20 protein-coding genes are annotated in these 20,452 nt (G+C 73.1%); 11 read left to right on the top strand and 9 right to left on the bottom strand.

The window, feature by feature from the left end; translation table 11 throughout:
* Nucleotides 1-4: 4 nt before the first annotated feature.
* From nrfD to fdh, 3 genes are read right to left on the bottom strand one after another with little or no spacing between them, the layout of a single operon-like run.
* Nucleotides 5-934 carry an NrfD/PsrC family molybdoenzyme membrane anchor subunit gene (gene nrfD, locus ABT294_RS14860; protein ID WP_350806074.1) on the bottom strand — a complete coding sequence of 310 codons (930 nt, stop codon included), beginning with the start codon at nt 932-934 and terminating at the stop codon, nt 5-7.
* A complete protein-coding gene (locus tag ABT294_RS14855) occupies nt 931-1,743 on the bottom strand; it encodes a 4Fe-4S dicluster domain-containing protein (RefSeq protein WP_350806073.1) in 813 nt (270 codons plus the stop codon). The genes nrfD and ABT294_RS14855 overlap by 4 nt, the downstream gene beginning before the upstream one ends.
* The gene (fdh, locus tag ABT294_RS14850; RefSeq protein WP_350806072.1) at nt 1,736-4,915 is read right to left on the bottom strand and encodes a formate dehydrogenase; all 3,180 of its coding nucleotides are present in this window, start codon (nt 4,913-4,915) and stop codon (nt 1,736-1,738) included. The genes ABT294_RS14855 and fdh overlap by 8 nt, the downstream gene beginning before the upstream one ends.
* A gap of 143 nt (nt 4,916-5,058) precedes the next feature.
* Between fdh and ABT294_RS14845 the strand changes: the two genes are divergently transcribed.
* The 4 genes from ABT294_RS14845 to ABT294_RS14830 all read left to right on the top strand — a co-directional run bounded on the left by ABT294_RS14845 (nt 5,059) and on the right by ABT294_RS14830 (nt 8,296).
* Nucleotides 5,059-5,346 carry a hypothetical protein gene (locus ABT294_RS14845; protein WP_350806071.1) on the top strand — a complete coding sequence of 96 codons (288 nt, stop codon included), beginning with the start codon at nt 5,059-5,061 and terminating at the stop codon, nt 5,344-5,346.
* 2 nt (nt 5,347-5,348) lie between these two features.
* Nucleotides 5,349-6,407, top strand: coding sequence for a site-specific integrase (locus ABT294_RS14840; protein ID WP_350806069.1), 1,059 nt, complete (start codon nt 5,349-5,351; stop codon nt 6,405-6,407).
* Between the two features lie 156 nt (nt 6,408-6,563).
* Complete coding sequence (locus ABT294_RS14835; protein ID WP_350806067.1) at nt 6,564-7,634, top strand: sensor histidine kinase; 1,071 nt, start codon at nt 6,564-6,566, stop codon at nt 7,632-7,634.
* Complete coding sequence (locus ABT294_RS14830) at nt 7,631-8,296, top strand: response regulator transcription factor (RefSeq protein ID WP_350806066.1); 666 nt, start codon at nt 7,631-7,633, stop codon at nt 8,294-8,296. Before ABT294_RS14835 ends, ABT294_RS14830 begins: the two co-directional genes overlap by 4 nt.
* On the opposite strand, the gene ABT294_RS14825 is transcribed toward ABT294_RS14830, so the two are convergent.
* From ABT294_RS14825 to ABT294_RS14815, 3 genes are all read right to left on the bottom strand, one after another.
* Nucleotides 8,233-8,841, bottom strand: a complete 609-nt coding sequence (locus ABT294_RS14825; RefSeq protein ID WP_350806065.1) for a hypothetical protein — start codon at nt 8,839-8,841, stop codon at nt 8,233-8,235. The genes ABT294_RS14830 and ABT294_RS14825 overlap by 64 nt on opposite strands.
* Before the next feature lie 99 nt (nt 8,842-8,940).
* Nucleotides 8,941-9,711: a citryl-CoA lyase gene (locus ABT294_RS14820; RefSeq protein ID WP_350806064.1), complete on the bottom strand. Its 771-nt coding sequence runs from the start codon at nt 9,709-9,711 to the stop codon at nt 8,941-8,943.
* Complete coding sequence (locus ABT294_RS14815) at nt 9,708-10,901, bottom strand: CaiB/BaiF CoA transferase family protein (RefSeq protein ID WP_350806063.1); 1,194 nt, start codon at nt 10,899-10,901, stop codon at nt 9,708-9,710. The genes ABT294_RS14820 and ABT294_RS14815 overlap by 4 nt, the downstream gene beginning before the upstream one ends.
* 113 nt (nt 10,902-11,014) lie before the next feature.
* Here ABT294_RS14815 and ABT294_RS14810 point away from each other — a divergent pair, with 113 nt between their 5' ends.
* From ABT294_RS14810 to ABT294_RS14795, 4 genes are read left to right on the top strand one after another with little or no spacing between them, the layout of a single operon-like run.
* On the top strand, nt 11,015-11,989 hold the full coding sequence (locus ABT294_RS14810; protein WP_350806061.1) for a Bug family tripartite tricarboxylate transporter substrate binding protein: 975 nt from the start codon (nt 11,015-11,017) through the stop codon (nt 11,987-11,989).
* Nucleotides 11,986-12,420, top strand: a complete 435-nt coding sequence (locus tag ABT294_RS14805; protein ID WP_350806060.1) for a tripartite tricarboxylate transporter TctB family protein — start codon at nt 11,986-11,988, stop codon at nt 12,418-12,420. Before ABT294_RS14810 ends, ABT294_RS14805 begins: the two co-directional genes overlap by 4 nt.
* Nucleotides 12,417-13,961, top strand: a complete 1,545-nt coding sequence (locus tag ABT294_RS14800; protein ID WP_350806059.1) for a tripartite tricarboxylate transporter permease — start codon at nt 12,417-12,419, stop codon at nt 13,959-13,961. Before ABT294_RS14805 ends, ABT294_RS14800 begins: the two co-directional genes overlap by 4 nt.
* A 15-nt stretch (nt 13,962-13,976) precedes the next feature.
* Nucleotides 13,977-14,708, top strand: a complete 732-nt coding sequence (locus ABT294_RS14795) for an IclR family transcriptional regulator (RefSeq protein WP_350806058.1) — start codon at nt 13,977-13,979, stop codon at nt 14,706-14,708.
* A gap of 81 nt (nt 14,709-14,789) precedes the next feature.
* Here ABT294_RS14795 and ABT294_RS14790 read toward each other — a convergent pair whose 3' ends face one another.
* Nucleotides 14,790-15,251, bottom strand: coding sequence for a hypothetical protein (locus ABT294_RS14790; protein WP_350806055.1), 462 nt, complete (start codon nt 15,249-15,251; stop codon nt 14,790-14,792).
* Between the two features lie 68 nt (nt 15,252-15,319).
* Nucleotides 15,320-16,249 carry a hypothetical protein gene (locus ABT294_RS14785; RefSeq protein WP_350806054.1) on the bottom strand — a complete coding sequence of 310 codons (930 nt, stop codon included), beginning with the start codon at nt 16,247-16,249 and terminating at the stop codon, nt 15,320-15,322.
* 117 nt (nt 16,250-16,366) lie between these two features.
* On the opposite strand from ABT294_RS14785, the gene ABT294_RS14780 reads away from it, so the two are divergent.
* The 3 genes from ABT294_RS14780 (at nt 16,367) to ABT294_RS14770 (ending at nt 18,257) form a co-directional block, all read left to right on the top strand.
* Nucleotides 16,367-16,999, top strand: coding sequence for a dienelactone hydrolase family protein (locus ABT294_RS14780; protein WP_350806053.1), 633 nt, complete (start codon nt 16,367-16,369; stop codon nt 16,997-16,999).
* Between the two features lie 142 nt (nt 17,000-17,141).
* The gene (locus ABT294_RS14775; RefSeq protein ID WP_350806052.1) at nt 17,142-17,738 is read left to right on the top strand and encodes a TetR/AcrR family transcriptional regulator; all 597 of its coding nucleotides are present in this window, start codon (nt 17,142-17,144) and stop codon (nt 17,736-17,738) included.
* Nucleotides 17,739-17,852: 114 nt separating this feature from the next.
* Nucleotides 17,853-18,257: a VOC family protein gene (locus ABT294_RS14770; protein ID WP_350806050.1), complete on the top strand. Its 405-nt coding sequence runs from the start codon at nt 17,853-17,855 to the stop codon at nt 18,255-18,257.
* A 4-nt stretch (nt 18,258-18,261) separates the two neighbouring features.
* Here the strand turns inward: ABT294_RS14770 and recD2 are convergent, their stop codons facing one another.
* On the bottom strand, nt 18,262-20,424 hold the full coding sequence (gene recD2, locus ABT294_RS14765) for an SF1B family DNA helicase RecD2 (RefSeq protein ID WP_350806048.1): 2,163 nt from the start codon (nt 20,422-20,424) through the stop codon (nt 18,262-18,264).
* Nucleotides 20,425-20,452 lie beyond the last annotated feature (28 nt).

Here is a 20,452-nt window from a genome sequence, read left to right as displayed (position 1 = left end):
CCGGTCACGCCGGCCGCTCGCCGTCGAGGCGCCGCCTCTGCGGGACGACCGTGTACTTCGGGTCGGCGGCCGAGGCCTTGCCCGCCGCCAGGACGCCGAACCGGGTGCACAGGGCGCCCGCCGTGAGGGCGAGGCCGGAGACGGCGGCGAGGGCACGGCTGCGTCCGGCGACCGCGGCGAGCAGCCCGCCGCCGGCCGCCAGCGCGCGGGCCGAGCGCATCAGGACCCCCGCCCTCCCCAGCCGGTACGGCTCGCCGGCCGGCCCGAGCCGGCGTTCCATCACCGCGCCCGCGACGGTCTCCATGGCGGCCCCGAGCACCGCCACCGCACGCGCCGGCCCGGCCGCCTCCGGCGGCGTCGCCAGCATGCCGGCCGCTCCGGCGCTGGCCAGCGCGCTCCCGGCGAACAGGAACGGCAGCTCCCGGTGGGCCTCGTGCCAGGCGGGCACGGCGGTGTCGGCGACCAGGACGGCGGTGTAGGTGGCGGTCAGCGGGCCCGTCACGCCCGTGGCGAGGAGCGCCGCGTCGCCGGCGGCGGGCAGGATCCCGGTCAGCTCGGACGAGGCCGCGACCGCCGACAGGCCGCCCTGGGCGGCCAGGATCCAGGAGCCCACGCTCATCGGCGAGGTCGGCTTGAAGACGCGCAGCATGTTGAGGAACCGTTCGGGCCTGCCCAGCTCGGCGGCGAGGAGCCCGGCGCCGGTGGACGCTCCGAGGGCCGCCGCGACCCGGGCGGTGCGCGCGAGCCGGTCGTGCCCGGTGAACCGGGCCATGAGCGCCATCACCGACGACACCCCCGACAGCCCGCCCAGATACAGATATGTCGGCATGTGTGGTTCGTGCCAGATCGGGGCCTTGATCACCGGCCGCCCGTAGTACGACCGGAACTCGGCCTCCGGCACCATCGACCGCTCCCGGCCTGACCCTCGCGTCACCGCCGCGCCCCCTGACGTCCCCCGGCGAAGGCCACCGCCACCGCCCCGGCCAGGGACAACGCCGCCGCTCCCGCCCAGCGCCACATCGACGGCAGGTCGCGGGTGGTCGCCACGGGATCCGGTGGCAGGCCGTACACCTCCGGCTCGTCCAGCAGGAGGAAGAACGCCCCCGCGCCGCCCACGCCGTCGTCCGGGCTCTCGCCGTACAGCCGGGCCTCGGCGTGCCCGTCGGCGTGCAGCCGCGCCAGCCGGTCCGCGGCCCGCTCGCGGAGCTCGTCGAGCGGGCCGAACTGGATCGAGTCGGTCGGGCACGCCTTGGCGCACGCCGGTTCGAGCCCGCCGAGCTGCCGGTCGTAGCACATCGTGCACTTCCACGCCCGCCCGTCGCCCTCCCTGCGGTCGATCACGCCGAACGGGCAGGCTGGCACGCAGTAGCCGCAGCCGTTGCAGATGTCCTCCTGCACCACCACCGTGCCGAACTCGGTGCGGAACAGCGCGCCGGTCGGGCAGACGTCCAGGCAGGCGGCGTTCGTGCAGTGCTTGCACACGTCCGACGACATCAGCCAGCGGTCCACGCCGCCGTCCACTCCACTGTCCCCGCCGCCGTCGAGCCGGACCGGGCGTGACTGCTCGATGAAGGCCACGTGGCGCCAGGTGCTCGCCCCGAGCGCGCCGGTGTTGTCATAGGAGGTCGCCTCGAACACGAACCCGTCGTCGGGCAGCTGGTTCCACTCCTTGCAGGCCACCTCGCACGCCTTGCAGCCGATGCAGATGCTCGTGTCGGTGAAGAAACCCATCCGCTCAGCCATGGCGGTACTCCTCCAGCAGGGCGAGCATCGCCGGGCCCCTCGGCCGTCTGCCGCTCCGCACGTCACACGTCATGACCTTGCTCTCCTGGATGTAGACGTTCGGGTCGAGCACCAGGGGCAGCAGGTCGTTGGTGACGTCGCCGGTCACCAGGCCGCCGCCGCCCCACCCCCAGTGGTACGGCAGGCCGACCTGGTGGATCGTCCTGCCCTGGATCCGCAGCGGCCGGATCCGGCCGGTGACCAGCACCCTGGCCTCGATCACGGTACGGCTGGTCACGATCGTGGCCCAGTCGCCGTTGACCAGCCCGACCTCGGCGGCCAGCTCAGGGGACACCTCGCAGAACAGCTCGGGCTGCAGCTCGGCCAGGTAGGCCAGCGGCCGGCTCATGGCGCCCGCGGTGTGGTGCTCGGTCAGCCGGTACGTGGTCAGCACGTACGGGTAGCGCGGCGAGCCCGGCGGGTTGTACGGGCTCTCCGGTCGCGGGTAGATCTTGCGGGCCGGGTTGGCCCGCCGGCCGTACAGCGGGTTGCCGACCGGCGACTCGTGCGGCTCGTAGTGCGCGGGCAGCGGACCATCGGCCAGACCGGCGGGGACGTACAGCCAGCCCTTCCCGTCGGTCTGCATGATGAACGGGTCGGTTCCGGCCAGGGCCGCCTCGGCCGTGGCGGCTTCGGGCGGCACGTAGCCGGGCGGCTTGGTCCGCTCGAAGTCGGGAACGTCGTGCCCGGTCCACTCGCCGCGTTCGGCGTCCCACCAGACGTACGCCTTGCGCTCGCTCCACGGGCGGCCCTCGGGGTCGGCGGAGGCCCGGTTGTACAGGATCCGCCTGTTGGCCGGCCAGGCCCAGCCCCATTCGGGCGCCACGAAAGACTGCTCGCTGCCCGGACGGCGCCGCGCGGCCTGGTTGACCTCGTCGGCGTAGACGCCGCAGTAGATCCAGCAGCCGCACCTGGTGGACCCGTCGGGTTCGAGCTGCGTGGAGGACGACAGCGCCCGCCCGTCCGGCCCGACACCGTTGATCTCGCGGAGCACGGCCTGCGCCGAGGGGTCCCTGTGCTCCCCTTCCTCGGGGTAGTCCCACGTCAGCTCGCGCACCGGCCTGTCGATCTCGTCGCCGGTCAGCCGCTGCCTGATCAGCCTGCCGAGGTGGTAGTAGAACCACAGGTCGCTGCGGCAGTCGCCCGGCGGGTCGAGCGCCTTCTCCCGCCACTGCAGCAGCCGCTGCGTGTTGGTGAACGTGCCCTCCTTCTCCACGTGGCTCGCGGCGGGAAGGAAGAACACCTCGGTGGCGATGTCCTCGGTGCGCATCTCGCCGGTCTCGAGCTCCGGGCCGTCCAGCCAGAACGTGGCGGTCTCCACCAGCGTCAGGTCGCGTACCACCAGCCAGTCGAGGTTGGCCAGGCCGAGGCGTTGCGCCCGGCCGCCTGAGGAGCCGACCGCGGGGTTCTCCCCCACCACGAAGTAGCCCTTGACCGTCCCGTCGATCTGGCCCATCACGGTGGTGTAGTGGCCGTGGTCGCCGGTGAGGCGCGGCAGGTGGCCGAAGCAGAAGTCGTTCTCCTCGGTGGCCGCCTCGCCCCACCACGCCTTGAGCAGGCTCACCAGGTAGGAGCGCCGGTTGCCCCAGAAGCCGGTCTCGCCGCCCTCCCTGGCCAGGTAGTCGTCCAGGCCCTCGTGCCGGTGGGCGTGCGGCATGGTGAGGTACCCCGGCAGGAGGTTGAACAGCGTCGGGATGTCGGTCGAGCCCTGGATGCTCGCGTGCCCGCGCAACGCCAGGATGCCGCCGCCGGGACGGCCGACGTTGCCCAGCAGCAGCTGCAGGATGGAGGCGGTGCGGATGTACTGCGCGCCCACCGTGTGCTGCGTCCAGCCGACCGAGTACACCCAGGCGGTCGTGCGCTCCCGGCCGGAGTTGGCGGTGATCGCGTCGGCGAGCTCGGCGAAGTCCTCCCGCGAGATGCCGCACAGCTGCTCCACCAGCTCCGGGGTGTAGCGGGCGAAGTGCCGCCGCAGAATCTGGTAGACGCAGCGCGGATGGCGCAGCGTCGGATCCGTCCGCGGGCCAGGGGGCGCGGCGGCGCCGGCGGCGCCGTAGCGTTCGGCCCCCGCAGCCTCGGCGTGGTACCGGCCGCCTTCCAGCCGCTCGCCCGGCGCCCGCGCGGCCGTGTCCGCGTAGGACCAGCTCGCCGGGTCGTACGTGCGCGTCTCCGGGTCGAAGCCGGAGAACAGGCCGTCCAGGTCCTCGGTGTCGCGGAAGTCCTCGGACACGATCGTGGCGGCGTTGGTGTACGCCAGCACGTACTCGCGGAAGTCCAGCTCATGGCCGAGGACGTGGTTGATCAGCGCGCCGAGCAGCACGATGTCGCTACCCGCGCGGATCGGCAGGTGGCGGTCGGCCAGCGCGCTGGTCCTGGTGAAACGCGGGTCCACGTGGAACACCCGCGCCCCCCGGGCCCTGGCCTCCACCACCCACTGGAACCCCACCGGGTGGCACTCGGCCATGTTGGACCCCTGGATGACGATGCAGTCCGCACCCGCCAGGTCCTGCTGGAAGGTGGTCGCGCCACCGCGTCCGAAACTGGTCCCCAGACCGGGGACGGTGGAGGAGTGTCAAATGCGCGCCTGGTTCTCCACCTGGATCGCGCCAAGGGCGGTGTAGAGCTTCTTCATCAGGTAGTTCTCTTCGTTGTCTAGCGTCGCCCCGCCCAGGCCGGCGATGCCCAGCGTGCGGCGCACGACTTTGCCCTCGTAGGTCTGCTCCCAGGTCTCGCGCCGGGTCCGCAGCACCCGGTCGGCGATCATGTCCATCGCGGTGTCGAGGTCGAGCCGCTCCCACGTGGCGCCGTGCGGCCTGCGGTACAGCACCTGGGTCTGGCGGCCCGGATGGGTGACGAGCTGCTTGCTCGCCGAGCCCTTCGGGCACAGCCGGCCACGGGAGATGGGCGAGTCGGGGTCGCCCTCGATCTGGGTGACCCGGCCGTCCTTGACGTAGACGAGCTGGCCGCAGCCGACCGCGCAGTAGGGGCAGATCGACCGGGCGACCTTGCCCGCCTCCTCGGTGCGCGGCCTCAGCGCGTCGGTGCGTGCCGAGCGCGCGGCGTCGCCCCTGCCGTCCTCTCCCTTGAGCTGCCGGACCACCGGCCACCTGGAGAACCATCCCCTACCTGGCACAATGCGACTCCTGCCCGGATCTGTCTGATCTAATCGGGGACGGGCGCCTGGCTGGAGCTCACGGGCGCGGGCGGCGGTCTCGCGACCTCCGGCATATGCGGTCGAGAGGAGCGAAACCCGGCGTCCGTGAGAAGATCCTGATCATGACTGGTCTCCTGCGCCCGTGCCGCTGCGGCTTCCAGGCCTTCGCGGCGGCTCCCGACACGCGCCCGGCCGCCGGGCGACCACCGGTGCTCGCCCGGACCCCTGCCGGTGAGGCGGCGCCCGCCCGCCCGGCGCGCTTGTGGACCACTGACCTCCGTCGCCTCGGGCCCGTCCGCACCGACCTGGGCGACGCGGCCGGAGCGCCGGCGTCCCGCGCCCGCGTGAGCGGCGGGTCCCCGCTGGACGCGCGGCTGGCGAGCCTGGCCGCTACCTCGGGTGGGTGGTGAGCATGCACCCGGTGGACGCTGCCGGGCTGACCCCGACCGCGGTCCTGGCGCCCAGCTCCTTCTTCACCGGCGACGGTCGCGGGCCGGACGCCGTAGCGTCCCCGCTCGGCCTGCGGGTGACCAGCGTGGGGCAGATCGCCGGATTGCGGCCGCGACGCCGTCCACGTGACGGCGGCCAGGTGCCGGGCGCCGACGTCGACCTGGTCGACGTCCTGGACCCGCTGACCTGGCGCACGGTGGCCGCCTGGCTGCAGGACAGCCCCTCCACGGCCACCCGGCAGACCCGGCTGCGGGTCCTGGCCTCGTTCCTGCGCTGGCTGCGCCTCGCGGACCCCGCCCTCGAACCGCTCGCGGTCACCGGCGAGCACCTCGACTTCTACCGGGACGCCGCGGTCACCGGCACCCTCACCGTCGGCGTGCGCACGCCGGGCAGGCCGCTGGCGCACGCGACGGTGGCGAGGAGGCGGGCCGTCCTGTCCTCCTTCTACGCCTTCGCCCGGCGGCGCGGCGTGGCCCGGCACACCCCGGCCGCCGACCCGCAGCCGTCCAGGCTCTCCCGCGCCGGCGGCCCCCGGGCGCTCACCCGCGAGGAGCGGCGGCTGCTGCGCCGGGGCATCGCGCGGCTGGCGTTCGACGGCCGGCCCGCCGAGGCGGCCGCCGTCGCGCTGCTGGACGGGACCGGCGCCTCGGTGGGCGCGCTGGCCGGCCTGACAGCCCGCGACATCCGTACCATGGCCGAGGCCGACGGCACCGAGCACGCGATCATCACCTTCCACGACACCCGCGGGGACGTCGTCGCGCTCCCGGTGCCGCTGCTGGCCCGCCAGCTGCTGCGGTCGCTGAGCCGCGGCCGGTCCGCCGGAGAGCCGTTGATCACCCGCGACGACGGACGCCCCGCCGACCGCGAGTGGCTCGGCGGCGCGCTCACCGACGCGGCCCTCGCCGGCGGCATCCCGGAGCAGCGGGCCAAACTGCTGCACCCGTACATGCTGCGTGCCACCACCGTCGCGGAGCTCCTGGAAGAGTGGAGCCGCTCCCCGGAGGCGAGCGCCAGGGGGTGACACCCGCGACCAGCGGGTCCATCCGCGCGTTCACCGACGCCGACGGGACGCGACCGGACTTCGCCGCCCACTGGGCCGGGCCTTCTCTGGCCTCGGAGACCGCCTCCCCCTGCCGAGGGAGGCCGAACGGCGGGGCGTCGGCTAACGTCGGTCGTCGTGAAGGGCCGCATCGCCCGCGCCGTGGGCGCCGGGATCTACCAGCTGCTGGGCGCCGCGCTGCTGACCCCGGTCGCCGTGGCGCTCGGCCTGGCGATCCTGGCCGAGCCGACGCCGGGGCGCGTGCTGGCGTTGTGGGCGGCCTGCCTGCCCGCCTCGGTGCTGCTGGCCATGGTGCCGCTGATGCGGCGCCTCGAGGTGGCCGCGCTGTCGGAGCTGCTCGGCGTCGACGTGCCCGAGCGGGCCGACCGGCTCTACCTGGTGGCCCTGACGAGCCTGCACCTGTACGGCGGCGCCACGCTCAGCGCGGGCGTGCTGCTGCTGTCTCCGGGGCTGGTGCGGCTGGGTGACCTGGCGCGCTGGCGCGAGGCTCCCGGCGAGCCGGCCGAGGTGTCCCTGCTCGCCGTGGCCACGCTGGCGGCGCTGGTCGTGGCCGGGTTCGGCCAGCGGTGGGCGGCACGCGGGCTGCTGCGCGCCGAGCCGTCACGCACGATCGAGGAGCTCGGCCGCCGCCAGACCCTCGCCCTGGAACTGCACGACTCGGTCGGTCACGCCCTCAGCGTCGTCCTGGTGCAGGCCATGGCCGCCCAGGCGGCGCTGCAGAAGGCGCGCGTCGTGCAGGCCGGCGACTCGCTCGGCCACCTGGTGACCACGGCCCGCGACGCCCAGCAGGACCTCGACGTGCTGCTGCGCGTGCTCGACGACGGCGACGCGGCCGAGGCGCCCACGCTCGACTCGCTCGGCACGCTGACCCGCGGCCTCGACGTGCGCGCCAGCGTCGGCCGCCTCGACCGGATCCCCGCCCCGACCTCGCGGGCGGCGTACGCGATCGCCAGGGAGGCGCTCACCAACGCGCTGCGTCACGGGCGCGGCCCGGTCACGCTCGACGTCGCCGTCGGCGACGAGCTGGTCCTGACCGTGGAGAACGAGACGGCCGGTCCCTCCCCCGATCCCGGCAGGGAGGGGCGCGGCCTGGTGGGCATGCGCATGCGCGCCCGCCTGGTCGGTGGGACGTGCACACGGAAGGAGGTGGACGGCACGTGGCGCATCCAGGCGACGCTGCCGCTGTGATCCGCGTCGTCCTGGCCGACGACGAGAAGCTGATCCGTTCGGGATGGTCGACGATGCTCTCCGTCCACGACGACATCGAGGTCGTGGGCGAGGCGGCCGACGGCCGCGAGGCCGTCGGGGCGGGCGCCGGCGCGGACGTCGTCCTGATGGACGTCCGCATGCCCCGCATGGACGGCCTGGCCGCGACGCAGGAGCTCGCCCGCCGGTCCCCGGCGACGCGGGTGATCGTGGTCACCACGTTCGAGAACGACCAGCTGGTCTGGGGGGCGCTGCGCGCCGGGGCCGCCGGCTACGTGCTCAAGCGGGCGCCCGCGAGCGAGCTGGTGGACGCCGTCCGGCTGGTGCACTCGCGCGACGCGGTGCTGTTCCCCGACGCGCTGCGTCGCATCGCCTCCCCCCACCACGGCACGGCCAGGCCGCGCGTGCCGGTCGAGCTGACCCCGCGCGAGCTGGACGTGCTCCGGCAGATCGCGCTCGGGCAGAACAACGCGGAGATCGCGGCGACGCTGTACGTGTCGAAGGAGACGGTCAAGACGCACGTCCGCAACGTCCTGGACAAGCTCGGCGCGCGTGACCGCACCCAGGCGGCGGTGCTCGCCTACGAGCTGGGCCTCGTCTTCGCCGGCGCCGGGCCGAGCGGGCCCTTGTCCTTGAGGACGTAGCCGCCCCGGATCACCGGCGCGTCGGGGGCCGGGGCCATGCACCTGGTCAGGAGCGGCTCTCCCGCCGGCGTCGCCCCGGCCAGCCCGATCCGGCTGGGGCCGGCCCCCTTCGGGGCGACGTAGAAGCTCACGCCCATCCGGACGCGCCGCTTCACCAGGTCCTCCCATGGGCCGCCCGGGGTGGCGCGGACGAGCGTCCCGGTCACCGTCGCGGTGGGGCCGCCGGTGGTCAGGCAGTCGACCTCGACCTCTCCCCAGTTCGCCTGGTGCGGCTTTCCCGGCTCGTCCACCCCGTGGTAGACGCGGAACGTGCCCCACGCCCGGGTGGGGAAGGCCGGGCTGTCCGCGGTGAACTCGGCGTGCGCGTCGACCGTGACCCGGATGTCGTTGCCGGGGGCGGGGAAGTACATCCGCGCCGATCCCTTGATGCTCGCGGTGGTCGTGGCGGGTGCCGCGGCCGCGGCGACGGCCGCGCCGGTGGTGGCGGTGGTGGTCGTGGCGGCCAGCGCGAGGACCGCGAGGGCGCGTGAAGTCGTCCTGATCATGATTCTCCGATCCGGGGACAGCGTGGATGGACACCACGACTGTCGTGGACGACCGGGCTTCGCACCTCCCCCGTCCGAGGGATCCCCCTCCGGCGGACCTCAGAGGTCGCGGGGGGCCGGGCCCGTGTAGTCGGCCAGCAGGTCGCGCGGGATGGGACCCTTGATCCGGGCGCCGGAGCGCTGCTCCTCCCAGGCGTGGGCCAGGATGCCGACCGAGCGCGACAGCACGAACAGGCCGCGGCCGAGCGGGGGCTCGAAGCCCAGCTCGGCGTAGACGACGGCGGTGGCGCCGTCGACGTTCATCGGGACGGGAGCGAGCTGGGCTTCGAGCTCCAGCGCCGCTCCGAGATGGTCACCGGCGACGAGCCCGTCGGCGACCGCCCGTTCCACCAGCGACAGGAGCGGGTCGCGGCGGGGGTCGCGGGGGTGGAAGCGGTGGCCGAAGCCGGGAACGTACCGGAAGCGGGACCGCACCTCGGAGACGACCTCGGCCAGGGGCTGCCCGTCCGCGGCGCGGGCGCGGATGTCGGCGAGCACCTCCATGCACTGCTGGCCCGCTCCGCCGTGGACGTCGCCGAGCAGGTTCACGCCGGTCGCGACCGCGCTGTTGAGCCCGACGCCGCAGGTGGCGGCCATGCGGGCGGCGGCGATGGAGGGCGCCTGGGGGCCGTGGTCCACTCCGGAGACCAGCGCGGCCTCCAGCAGGGCGGCCTGCCAGGGGGCCGGGCGCTCGCCGCGCAGCATCAGCCAGATCATCTCGCCGAAGCCGACCCGCCCGATGAGCTGCTCGACGGGGTATCCGCGCAGGGCGATCTCGCCCGGCGCGATCCGGGTGATCTCGCTGGCCCACCAGGCCGTGACGTCACTCATGCCGCGCCCTCCGCTCGCAGTTGGTCGATCTCGTGGTCGGTGTAGCCGAGCTCGCGCAGCAGCTCGGTGGTGTGCTCGCCGAGCAGCGGGGCGGCCGAGCGCGGGGCGGCCGGCTCGCCGTCCACCCGCACTCCGTTGCCCAGGACGCGGACCCGCCGTTCTGGGTCGCCGGGGAACGGCAGCTCGTGGACCAGGCCGCGCTCGGCCACCTGGTCGAGTTCCAGCACGTCGGGGACGCCGAGCACGCGGGCGGCCGGGACCCCGGCGGCCGAGAGCAGTTCCTCCCACTCCTCGGCGGTGCGCTGCGCGAGGCCCTTGTCCAGTTCGGCGGTGAGCTCGTCGCGATGGGCCTTGCGCCGCTCCCTGTCACTGAAGCGCGGGTCGGTGATCAGGTCGGGCCGCCCCACCAGGCGGCAGAGCGTCTCGAACTGCTCCTGCCGGTTGGCCGCGATGTTCAGCGCGCCGTCGGCGGTGCCGAACGTGCCCGAGGGGGCCGCGGTCATGTTGTCGTTGCCCATCGGGACGGGCTCAACCCCGGCGATGAGGTAGTTGGAGACCGTCCAGCCGAGCGCGGTCACGGCGGTCTCCAGCATGGAGACGTCGAGCAGGGTCCCGTGCCCGGTTCGTCCCCTGCGTACCAGGGCGGCGCAGACCGCGTAGGCGGCGGCGAGCCCGCCGAGCGTGTCGGCGATGGGGAACCCGGCCCGCAGCGGCGCGGTCTCCGGTGTCCCGGTGGCCGCCATCATCCCGGACAGGCCCTGGATGACCTGGTCGTAGGCGGGTCTGCTGCGCATCGGGCCGGTCTGCCCGAATCCGGAGATGGCGCAGTAGACCAGGCGGGGGTTGAGCTCGCGCAGCCGCTCCCAGCCGAAGCCCAGCCGTTCGAGCACGCCCGGACGGAAGTTCTCCAGCAGGACGTCGGCCCGGGCGACCAGCCGCGCGAAGACCTCCTTGCCCCGCGCGGACTTGAGGTTGACGGTGAGGGACCGCTTGCCGCTGTTCTGCGCCAGAAAGGACGCGCCCAGCAGCCGTTCGTTCAGCGCCGGGTCCGCGCCGAGCTGCCTGGCCAGGTCTCCCGTGCCCGGCAGCTCCACCTTGACCACGTCCGCCCCCAGAAGGGCGAGCTGGTAGCTGGCGAACGGCCCGGCGAGCACGTTCGTCAGGTCCAGCACCCGAACGCCATCGAGCACCTTGCAGCCTCCTTCACATGTGACCCTTGCCACGCTTGAGCGTCCGCCCTATAGTTCCAGCAATCCACTAGACGGGTCAACTGTTCCACCTGATGGTTCAAGGAGAGTGCCGAATGAAGAGGCGCCTCAGCGCGATCGCGGCCGTGATCGCCGTGACGACAGCCGGTTGCGGGCAGCTCGGGCAGGACGCGGGCGGCCCCTTCCCCAGCGCGAACGTCGAGATCATGGTCCCTGCCGCTCCCGGCGGCGGGTGGGACCTGACCGCCCGCTCGATGCAGCAGGTCCTCAAGGAGGGCAAGCTGGTCGACCAGCCGGTCGAGGTCTTCAACGTGGTCGGCGCGGGCGGGACGGTGGGCCTGTCGCAGCTGGTCAACAAGGGCAAGGGCGACGCGCACCAGTGGATGGTGACCGGCCTGGTGATGGTCGGGGCGATCGTGCAGAACAAGGCCGCGACCGACCTCACGCAGGTCACCCCGATCGCCACGCTCACCGCCGAGCCCGAGGTCGTCGTGGTCAGGGCCGACTCCAAGTACCGGACGCTCAAGGACCTGCTCGCCGACGCCGGCAGGGTCAAGTGGGGCGGCGGCAGCGTCGGCGGCACCGACCACCTGCTGGTCGGCATGCTCGCCAAGGCCGCGGGCGGCACCCCGAAGAACATGCAGTACGTCGGCTACTCCGGCGGCGGCGAGGCCAAGGCGGGCGTGCTGTCGGGCGACGTGACGGCCGCGGTGTCCGGCGTCAGCGAGTTCGAGAGCCTGATCAAGTCGGGCGAGCTGCGCGCGCTGGCCGTCTCGGGAGCCACGGGCGTGACCGTGGCGGGCAGGCCCGTCCCCTCGATCAAGGAGGCGGGCTTCGAGGCCGAGCTGATGAACTGGCGGGCCCTCGTCGCGCCGCCCGGCGTCTCCGACGCCGACGCCAAGGCCGTCGGCCGCCTCGTCGACACGCTGCACTCCTCGCCCCAGTGGCAGGCGATCCTCAAGAAGCAGGGCTGGACCGACTACTACCGGTCCGGCCAGGAGGCCAAGGACTTCATCGCCGGCGAGACCACCAGGATCAAGAAGCTGGTCGCGGAGCTGGGGCTGGCATGACCGGCGCCTCCCCGCTCGTCCGCCTGGCCACGGCGGCGGCCCTGCTGGCCCTCGGCGCGTTCCTGCTGATCCAGTCGCTGTCCATCGCCGCCGGCGCGCGTCACTTCCCGCTCGTGGTCTGCTCCGCCTGGACGGTGTTCGCCGCGGTCAACCTCGTCCAGGCGGTCAAGGAGTACCGCGGGAGCCCCCGCGACAAGCTCGGCAGCGAGCCCTTCCTGATCATCGCCGTGCTGGCCGGATACGCGTTCACGGTGATCCCGCTCGGCTTCGTGCTCGCCACGGCCATCGCCTTCCTGCTGATCACCTGGATTCTGGGCAGCCGGGCGTTCGTGCGTGACGCGATCGTCGCCGTCCTGCTGTCGGCGGGCGTCTACCTGGCCTTCACCCAGTTCCTGTCGATCCGCCTGCCCGCTGGAGTGTTCGCGCTGTGACCGATCTGCTCGCCGGTTTCGGCACCGTCCTGGAACCGCTGAACCTGCTCCTGGCCGCGATCGGGGTGACCGTCGGCACCCTGGTCGGCGTGCTGCCCGGGATCGGGCCCGCGCTGACGATCGCGCTGCTGCTGCCGATCACGTTCAACTTCTCCGACCCGACGGGCGCGTTCATCATGTTCGCCGGGATCTACTACGGCGCGATGTACGGCGGCTCGACCACCTCGATCCTGCTCAACACGCCGGGCGAGTCGGCGAGCGTGGCCACCGCCATGGAGGGCCACCTGATGGCCAGGCGCGGCCGGGCCAGGGCGGCGCTGGCGACCTCGGCGATCGGCTCGTTCGTCGCGGGCCTGATCTCCACCGTGCTGCTGACGCTGGTCGCCCAGCCGATCGGCCGGCTGGCGGCGACCTTCCAGGCCGGCGACTACTTCGCGCTGACCCTGCTGGCGATGGTGTCGGTCACCGCGCTGGTCGGCAGCTCGATCGTGCGCGGCCTGCTGTCGCTGTCGCTGGGGCTGTTCATCGGACTGATCGGGCTCGACTCGATGACCGGGCAGCCGCGCTTCACCTTCGGCACCCCGCTGCTCACCGACGGGGTGGACATCACCATCGTGATCGTCGGGCTGTTCGCGATCGGCGAGGTGCTCTACTGCGCGAGCCGGGTCAAGCGCGGCGAGGACACCGTCCAGCCGCTGGAGAAGGCGAGCTTCCGCACGCTCTGGCTCACGCCGGACGACTGGCGGCGCTCCTGGCCGGCGTGGCTGCGCGGCACCGCGCTCGGCTTCCCGTTCGGGGCGCTGCCCGCCGGCGGCGCGGAGGCGCCCACGTTCCTGTCGTACACCATCGAGAAGCGCAGGGCCGCCGGACGCGGCGGCAGCGCATTCGGCAAGGGCGCGATCGAAGGGGTGGCGGGCCCGGAGGCGGCCAACAACGCCAGCTTCTCCGGCGTGCTCGTCCCGCTGCTCACCCTGGGACTGCCGACCTCGGCGACGGCCGCGGTGATGCTGGCGGCCTTCCAGATCTTCAACATCCAGCCGGGGCCGCAGCTCTTCCAGACCTCGGGCCCGCTGGTGTGGGCGCTGATCGCGTCGCTGTTCATCGGCAACGTGCTGCTGCTCGTCCTGAACCTGCCGCTGATCCAGCTCTGGGTGAAGGTGCTGCTCATCCCCCGGCCCGTGCTGTACGCCGGGATCCTGGTCTTCGCCACCGTCGCGGTCTACTCCCTCAGCGGCAGCGTCCAGGAGGTCCTGCTGGCCTACGGCATCGGCGTCGCCGGCTACCTGATGCGGGTCAACGACTTCCCGATCGCGCCCGCGGTACTCGGGGTGATCCTCGGGCCGATGGCCGAGACGCAGTTGCGCAGGGCGCTGGTGGTCAACGACGGCGACCTGCTCGCGGTCGCGTCCAAGCCGCTCACCGCGGCCATCATGGTGATCGCCGCGCTGTCGCTCGTCCTGCCGTACCTGCCTAGGATCATCGCGAGACTACGGCACGCGCCGTCGCCCGCCGGGCGACTGGCCTTCGGTGACGAGGACTGAGGAGTAGGACGGGGCATGAGCGCGGAGGGCGGGGTTCGCAGCGTCACGCGGGCACTGGAGCTGCTACGGCGTTTCGACGAAGAACGCATGGCCTGGACCGTCAGCGACCTGGCACGGGCCAGCGAGCTGCCCAAGACCACCGTGGTGCGCATGATCGCCACGCTGGAGAGCGCGGGCATGCTGTGGACGCGTCCCGACGGGCAGGTGACGGTCGGCGCGGGGCTGCTGCGCTGGGCTCGGCTGGCCAGGGCGGCCTGGGAGGTGCCGGAGGCCGTCCGGCAGGTGATGCGCGAACTGGCGCTGGAGTGCGGCGAGACCGTCAACCTGTACGTCCGCCAGGACGTCGTGCGGATCTCGATCGCCCAGGAGGAGGGCACCAGAACCCTCCGGCATGTGCTGCGGGTCGGCGACGAGCTGCCCCTGTGGGCGGGCGGCGCGAGCAAGGTGCTGCTGATCGGCGCGCCCGACGCCGTGGTGCGGCAGGTCGCCGACCGATCCCCGTACGGCGCGGGCTTCCACGACGAACTGGTGGAGCAGATCGCGCGGGCCGAGCGCGACGGCTACTCGATCAGTCACGGCGAGCGTGAGGAGGGCGTGTCGGGCATCGGCGCGCCCGTCCACGACGCCGAAGGACGGATCGTGCACGCCCTCGCGATCGGCGGCCCGACCTCCCGGTTCACCCCCGACCGGATCGACGCGTTCGTGTCCGCGCTCACGCGCGCCGCCCGGCGCATCTCGAGCACCTGACGGGGCCGGGCCGGATCACGCCGAGCGGTGGGGGCGCGGGCGGGCGCTGTGTTCGGTGACGGCGAAGGAGGCCGGCGCCCGTCAGCGTTCGCGCGTGTAGGTCAGCTCGAAGTCGAGGTTCCAGGTGACCCCGTCCGCTGACATCTCCCACCGCCCGTCCACGGCGTCGCCGTCGGCGCTGAGCGTGCCGGTGAAGCGCTGGTTGAACCCGGGCGCGTCGCGCCACACGGTCCACACGCCGTCGGCGAGCGTCATCCGGTACACCCGGTGGACGCCGCGGGCGTCGGCGTACAGCATGGTGAACTCCCCGGTGGCGTCGTCCAGGCCGATCACGGCGCTGACCGGCAGCGGCGAGTTGTCCCGCCAGGCCTGCGGCGCCGTCGGCGGGAGAGGATCGGCGTCGGAGTACTGGCGCAGGAACACCCCGCCTTCGTCCCAGGTGAACTCGGTCCAGCCGGCGCCGAGGCCGGCGACCTTCGGCTGGACCGTCCACCGGCCGGCGAGCGCGTCGAGCCGGGCGAGTGCGGGGTGCCTGTCATCCATCGTCGTGTCCCTTCTCGTTTTCGTCGGTACTGACTGCCGGGACGGTGCAAACGCATCGGTGCGGGGCGTCAGCCGTGGTCGCGCATCCAGAGATCGATGAGTTCGTGGGTGTCGGGGCTCAGGGCGGCGACGCTCATGTCCCGGTGGTCGACCTCGATGCCCACGGGACGGAGGTCGGGAACCAGGCCGCTGTTGAGGGCCTCCTCCTCCGGCAGCTGCTCGTACCGGCCGGGACGCCACCAGAAGACCTGCGGGCTGATCGCCTTCTCTCCGGCCTCGAACAGGCGGCGCGAGAGATCCTGGACGGCCTCCATCGCGGCGAACAGGTGGACCCCGCCGATCGCGTGGACGAGCACGTACTCGGGGAGGGGGAAGGAGAGCAGGGCCCCGTAGGGCGCCGAGGCGGGGTCCACGTGCCGCCGGAGCACGTGCACGTGGGAGCTCACGTACCGGTGCGTGCCGCCGATGTGCGTCACGGGCACGCCCTGGACCGCGCTGGTCTCGGTGTAGTGGGGCTCCTTGCCGATGGAGAGCGACAAGGCGGCGCCGAAGACGCCGTTCTCGGGCGCGCCGGCGAGGTCGGCCCGGTTCAACGGCATGATCGAGTCGGGATAGTCGGCGACGACCGTCTCGAGCAGCCCGGGGGCGAGCCGGCGAGTCACCAGCCCATCACGCATCTCGCCCAGAGCCTCGTCGGTGTAGAGGCGCACCCGCAGGTTCTCGGAGGCGGGCAGGGGCTGCTCGTTCTGGGAATGTCCGGCGTAACGGGCGAACGCCTTGGCCGCCTGATCGGCGTAGTCCGCGGCGATTCCGGGCAGGGCAGCCGGGGCGTTGCCGCCGGCGTACCCGCGCCACTCGGTGATGTCCGCGGAGAGGCTGGAGCCGTCCGGCATCCTGATGCTGACGGTCGTGGGGTCGGGCAGGGTCGCTTCGTAGCCACGATCCGCGAAGGCGCGCACCAGAGCTTCGCCGACGACATCAGGGGTTGTCTCCGTCATGGACGAGAACCTATCGGGAGGCTCTGACAAGAACGGAATCAGATGCTCTCCGTGGGTAGGACGTTTTGGTGCAGGAAGGATGGATTTGTCCGCGTCCCAGACCGGGGAGAGCAGAGCATGGACATCACGATCCCGGCGGGCGACGTGGCCCTGGAGGCCGACATCGTCGTACCCGGCACGCCGCAGGGGGTGGTGCTGTTCGCGCACGGCAGCGGCAGCAGCCGCCACAGCCCGCGCAACCGCTTCGTCGCCGCGCAACTCCAGGACGCCGGCCTGGCCACGGTGCTCGCGGACCTGCTCACCCCGGCGGAGGAGCGGCGCGACGCCCTGACCGCTGAGCTCAGGTTCGACATCGGCCTGCTCGCCACCCGCATGACGGCGCTGACCGACTGGGCCGGAGCCGACCCCAGGACGGCGGGCCTCGGCATCGGGCTCTTCGGCGCCAGCACCGGCGCCGCGGCGGCGCTCGTCGCCGCGGCGGAGCGGCCCGAGGCGGTGCGGGCGGTCGTCTCCCGAGGGGGACGCCCCGACCTCGCCGGCGACTTCCTCGCCGGAGTGCACCAGCCCACCCTGCTCGTCGTCGGCGGCGACGACCCGGTGGTCATCGACCTCAACCAGGAGGCGCGGGAGCGGATGCCCGGGACGGTCCGCCTGGACATCGTGCCCGGCGCCTCACACCTGTTCGCCGAGCCAGGCACGCTCGAACAGGTGGCCCGCCTGGCCGCGGGCTGGTTCGTCGCCCACCTGTGAACCAGGGCTCGTCTCCGCGAGGTCAGCGGGATGCCTGGCGGCCCGGTGCGGGCCGCGGGTAGAATCGGAGAAGCCTCTCCGGTTAACGCCCTCGAAGATGCGGAGAGCCTTCTCCGGCTGTCAATCTCGGAAGGGACGACGCATGGGCGAAGGCCAGAAGCCCCTGCGCGCCGACGCTCGCCGCAACCGCGAGCGGGTCCTGCGGATCGCGCAGGCGGCGCTCGCCAGCGACGGCCTGGCCATCTCCTTCGACGAGATCGCCCGCCGCGCCGGGTTCGGCGTCGGCACCGTCTACCGGCACTTCCCCACCAAGGAGGCCCTGTTCGAGGCCGTCCTGCTCGACCGGATCGAGCGGCTCGTGGCCGACGCCCGCGCACTGGCCCTCGCCGACGACCCCGTGGAGGCGTTCCTGGGCTTCTTCGCGGCGGCGGTGGGGCAGGTCGCCACCAACCAGGCCCTGCGCGACGCCCTCGGCAACAGCACCGGCCTGGGCTTCAAGGCCTCGACGACCCTGGAGGACGACTTCAACGACGCCCTCGGCCGCCTGCTGCGCCGCGCCCAGCAGGCGGGCGCGATCCGCGACGACCTGGACGCCGCCGACGTGAAGGACCTCCTGATCGGCACCGTGACCGCCGAGCGCCGCGCACACGACCGCGCACCTGATCGCGCGGATGGCCGCGCCACATCCGGCCGCCTGACGTCCACCGTCTGCGACGGCATGCGCACCCATCCGCGCTGACCCACGCGCCGGCCCGCGCGCCAGCCTCCGGTGGCCGCCGGGTGGCGCCTTCGGCGCGAGCATGTGTAGGTTGAGACCAATCATTGGTAGTCACCCACTAATCTGGAGGGCCGGATGGACGCGCTCTACCCCCGCCTGCTGGTTCGCGACTTCGACACCGCCGCCGCCTTCTACCAGGCCGTCCTGGACGAGCTGTTCGGGGTCAAGCCGGTGAAGGTGCTCCCCGAGGCCGCGTACGCGAACTGGGACATCGACGGCCAGGCCGGGCTGGTCCTCTACGGGCGCGGCACGATCGCCGAGGTCGTCGGCAGCACCGCCCTGCCCGAGGCCGCCCCCGCGCAGGACTCCGCGATGCTGGTCATGAAGGTCGACGACGTCGACGCCGCGAGCGCCTGCCTGGCCAGGAACGGCGCGCAGGTCGTCGCGCCGCCGCAGGACCGCCCCGAGTGGGCGCCCGGCATGCGCACGGCCCACCTGCGCGACCCCGAGGGCAACCTGGTCGAGCTGCAGTCGTACTGAGCCGTCAGCCCCGCAGCGTCAGGGCGAGACGGCGCGACAGGCCGGTGTTCCTGCGGTCGCCGAGCCGGTGCACCGCCAGCTCCAGCGCCTCGCGCCGCCCGACGAGGACGACCCACGCCTTCGCCCTGGTGACCAGCGTGTACAGCAGCCTGCGCCGGAGCATCACGCCGCCGGACTCGGCCACGATGGGCGCCACCACGAACGGGTACTCGCTCCCCTGCGAGCGGTGGACGCTGATCGCGTAGGCGTGAGTCAGCTCGTCCAGCTCGTCGAAGCCGTACTCGACGCTCTCGCCGTCGTCGGTGCGGATCTCCAGCCGCCGTTCCTGCGGGTGGACGGCGGTGACCGTGGCGCTCTCGCCGTTGAAGACGCCCTTGTCGTAGTTGTTGCGGATCGGCATGATGCGGTCGCCCACCCTGAACACCGCCGGCCCCGACCAGTGCTCCGCCTCCCCCTCGCGGGCCGGGTTCAGCCGCTCCTGCAGCCTGCGGCCCAGCTCGGCGGTGCCTGTGGCGCCCTTGCGCATCGGGCACAGCACCTGCACCTGGTCGGCGCCGATCCCCTGCTTGCGGGGGATCGCCTCGGTCGCCAGGTGGATCACCCGCTCGGCCACCTGGTCGGGGTCGTCCAGCTCCTCGAACCAGAAGCCGCCCCTGCCGGGCAGCGCGGGCAGCTCGCCCGCCCTGATCCGGTGCGCGGCCCGGACGATCCCGCTGTCCTGCGCCTGGCGGAAGACGCGGGTCAGCCGGACGCGCGGAACCTCCTCCACCGCCAGCAGGTCGGCCAGCACGCTGCCGGGACCGATGCTGGGCAGCTGGTCGCTGTCGCCGACCAGCAGCAGGTGGCTGCCCGCGGGGACGGCGGCGGTCAGCCGGGTGGCCAGGTGCAGATCCAGCATGGACGCCTCGTCGACCACGATCAGGTCCGCGTCCAGGGGCGACTCCTGGAACAGGATGCCCTCGTCGGGCTCCGGCTGGTGGGCGAGCATCCGGTGGACGGTCATCGCGGGCAGCCCGGTGAGCTCCGACAGCCGCTTGGCGGCCTTGCCGGTCGGCGCGGTCAGGGTCACCCTGCCGCCCATCGCCCGCACGGTCGCCGCGACGACCCGTACCGTGTGGCTCTTGCCGCAGCCGGGGCCGCCGGTCAGCACCGTCACGGTGCTGGTCAGGGCCAGGTTCACGGCGGTCCGCTGGTCCTCGTGCAGCCCTTCGTCGTCGGGGAAGGGGCGCAGCGGCAGCGTAGAGCGAGCCCTGAGCAGCCTGGTCAGGTTCGCCGCCAGCGCGACCTCGCGCGCGTGCAGCTCCTTGGCGTACACCACGCTCCGGCCGGGGTCGGTCAGCGACGTCTCGACGACCACCCGCCGTTCGGCGGCCAGCGCGTCGACCGCGCGGCGGATCAGCTCCTCGTCCTGCTCGACCAGGCTCGCCGCCTGGGCGACGACGGTGGTCAGCGGCAGGTAGCAGTGCCCGTCGCGGGCGGCCGCCGCCTCCAGCCTGTCGACGACCGCCGCCGCGATCCGCCGCGGGCTGTCCTCGGGGACGCCCGACCGCAGCGCGATCCGGTCGGCCGTGTGGAAGGCGACCCCTCTGACCTGCCCGATCAGCCGGTACGGGTCGGAGGTGACGACGTCCGGCGCCTCGTCGCCGTACACCTGGTAGATCTTGGCCGCGAGCAGCGGGCTGATGCCGAACCCCTGTAGGAGGACCATCAGCGCGGCGACCGCCTTCTGCTCCGCCCACGCCTGGACGATCTGCGCCTGCCGCACCGCTCCGATGCCGACCACTTCCAGCAGCCGCTCGGGCGCGGTGTCGATCACGGTGAGGGTCTGGTCGCCCAGGTGGCTGACGATGGCGTGCGCGAGCCGCGGCCCGATGCCGCGGATCAGGCCGGAGCCCAGGTAGATCGTGATCGCGCGGATGGTCGAGGGGACCACCCGTTCGCACCGCTTGACCATCAGGCGGCTGCCGTGGCGCGGGTGCTCGTCCCACTCCCCTTCCAGCCGCAGCGTCTCTCCGGGCTGGACCCCGGCCAGCGGGCGGCCGGAGGCGACGAACGAGGCCGGCCTCTCGGCGCTCATCCGGGCCACCGTGTACTCGTCCTCGCGGACGTACACCAGCTGCTCGACGGACGCCTCCACCTCCGTCACGAGCGCGCTCCCCGTGGTCATGCGCAGGACACTAGCGGACGCGGGAACG

It is taken from the genome of Nonomuraea sp. NPDC000554 (assembly GCF_040300065.1).
GTDB lineage: Bacteria > Actinomycetota > Actinomycetes > Streptosporangiales > Streptosporangiaceae > Nonomuraea.
Note: the sequence above shows the minus strand (reverse complement) of the source record. Positions and strands in the feature narration are given on the sequence as shown.

Bases quoted from the DNA above. Each gene is read 5' to 3' on its own strand.
- ABT294_RS14855 (WP_350806073.1), bottom strand. From the start codon at position 1,743: ATGGCTGAGCGGATGGGTTTCTTCACCGACACGAGCATCTGCATCGGC.
- ABT294_RS14845 (WP_350806071.1), top strand. From the start codon at position 5,059: ATGACTGGTCTCCTGCGCCCGTGCCGCTGCGGCTTCCAGGCCTTCGCG.
- ABT294_RS14840 (WP_350806069.1), top strand. From the start codon at position 5,349: ATGCACCCGGTGGACGCTGCCGGGCTGACCCCGACCGCGGTCCTGGCG.
- ABT294_RS14825 (WP_350806065.1), bottom strand. From the start codon at position 8,841: ATGATCAGGACGACTTCACGCGCCCTCGCGGTCCTCGCGCTGGCCGCC.
- ABT294_RS14820 (WP_350806064.1), bottom strand. From the start codon at position 9,711: ATGAGTGACGTCACGGCCTGGTGGGCCAGCGAGATCACCCGGATCGCG.
- ABT294_RS14810 (WP_350806061.1), top strand. From the start codon at position 11,015: ATGAAGAGGCGCCTCAGCGCGATCGCGGCCGTGATCGCCGTGACGACA.
- ABT294_RS14805 (WP_350806060.1), top strand. From the start codon at position 11,986: ATGACCGGCGCCTCCCCGCTCGTCCGCCTGGCCACGGCGGCGGCCCTG.
- ABT294_RS14795 (WP_350806058.1), top strand. From the start codon at position 13,977: ATGAGCGCGGAGGGCGGGGTTCGCAGCGTCACGCGGGCACTGGAGCTG.
- ABT294_RS14790 (WP_350806055.1), bottom strand. From the start codon at position 15,251: ATGGATGACAGGCACCCCGCACTCGCCCGGCTCGACGCGCTCGCCGGC.
- ABT294_RS14785 (WP_350806054.1), bottom strand. From the start codon at position 16,249: ATGACGGAGACAACCCCTGATGTCGTCGGCGAAGCTCTGGTGCGCGCC.
- ABT294_RS14780 (WP_350806053.1), top strand. From the start codon at position 16,367: ATGGACATCACGATCCCGGCGGGCGACGTGGCCCTGGAGGCCGACATC.
- ABT294_RS14775 (WP_350806052.1), top strand. From the start codon at position 17,142: ATGGGCGAAGGCCAGAAGCCCCTGCGCGCCGACGCTCGCCGCAACCGC.
- ABT294_RS14770 (WP_350806050.1), top strand. From the start codon at position 17,853: ATGGACGCGCTCTACCCCCGCCTGCTGGTTCGCGACTTCGACACCGCC.
- recD2 (WP_350806048.1), bottom strand. From the start codon at position 20,424: ATGACCACGGGGAGCGCGCTCGTGACGGAGGTGGAGGCGTCCGTCGAG.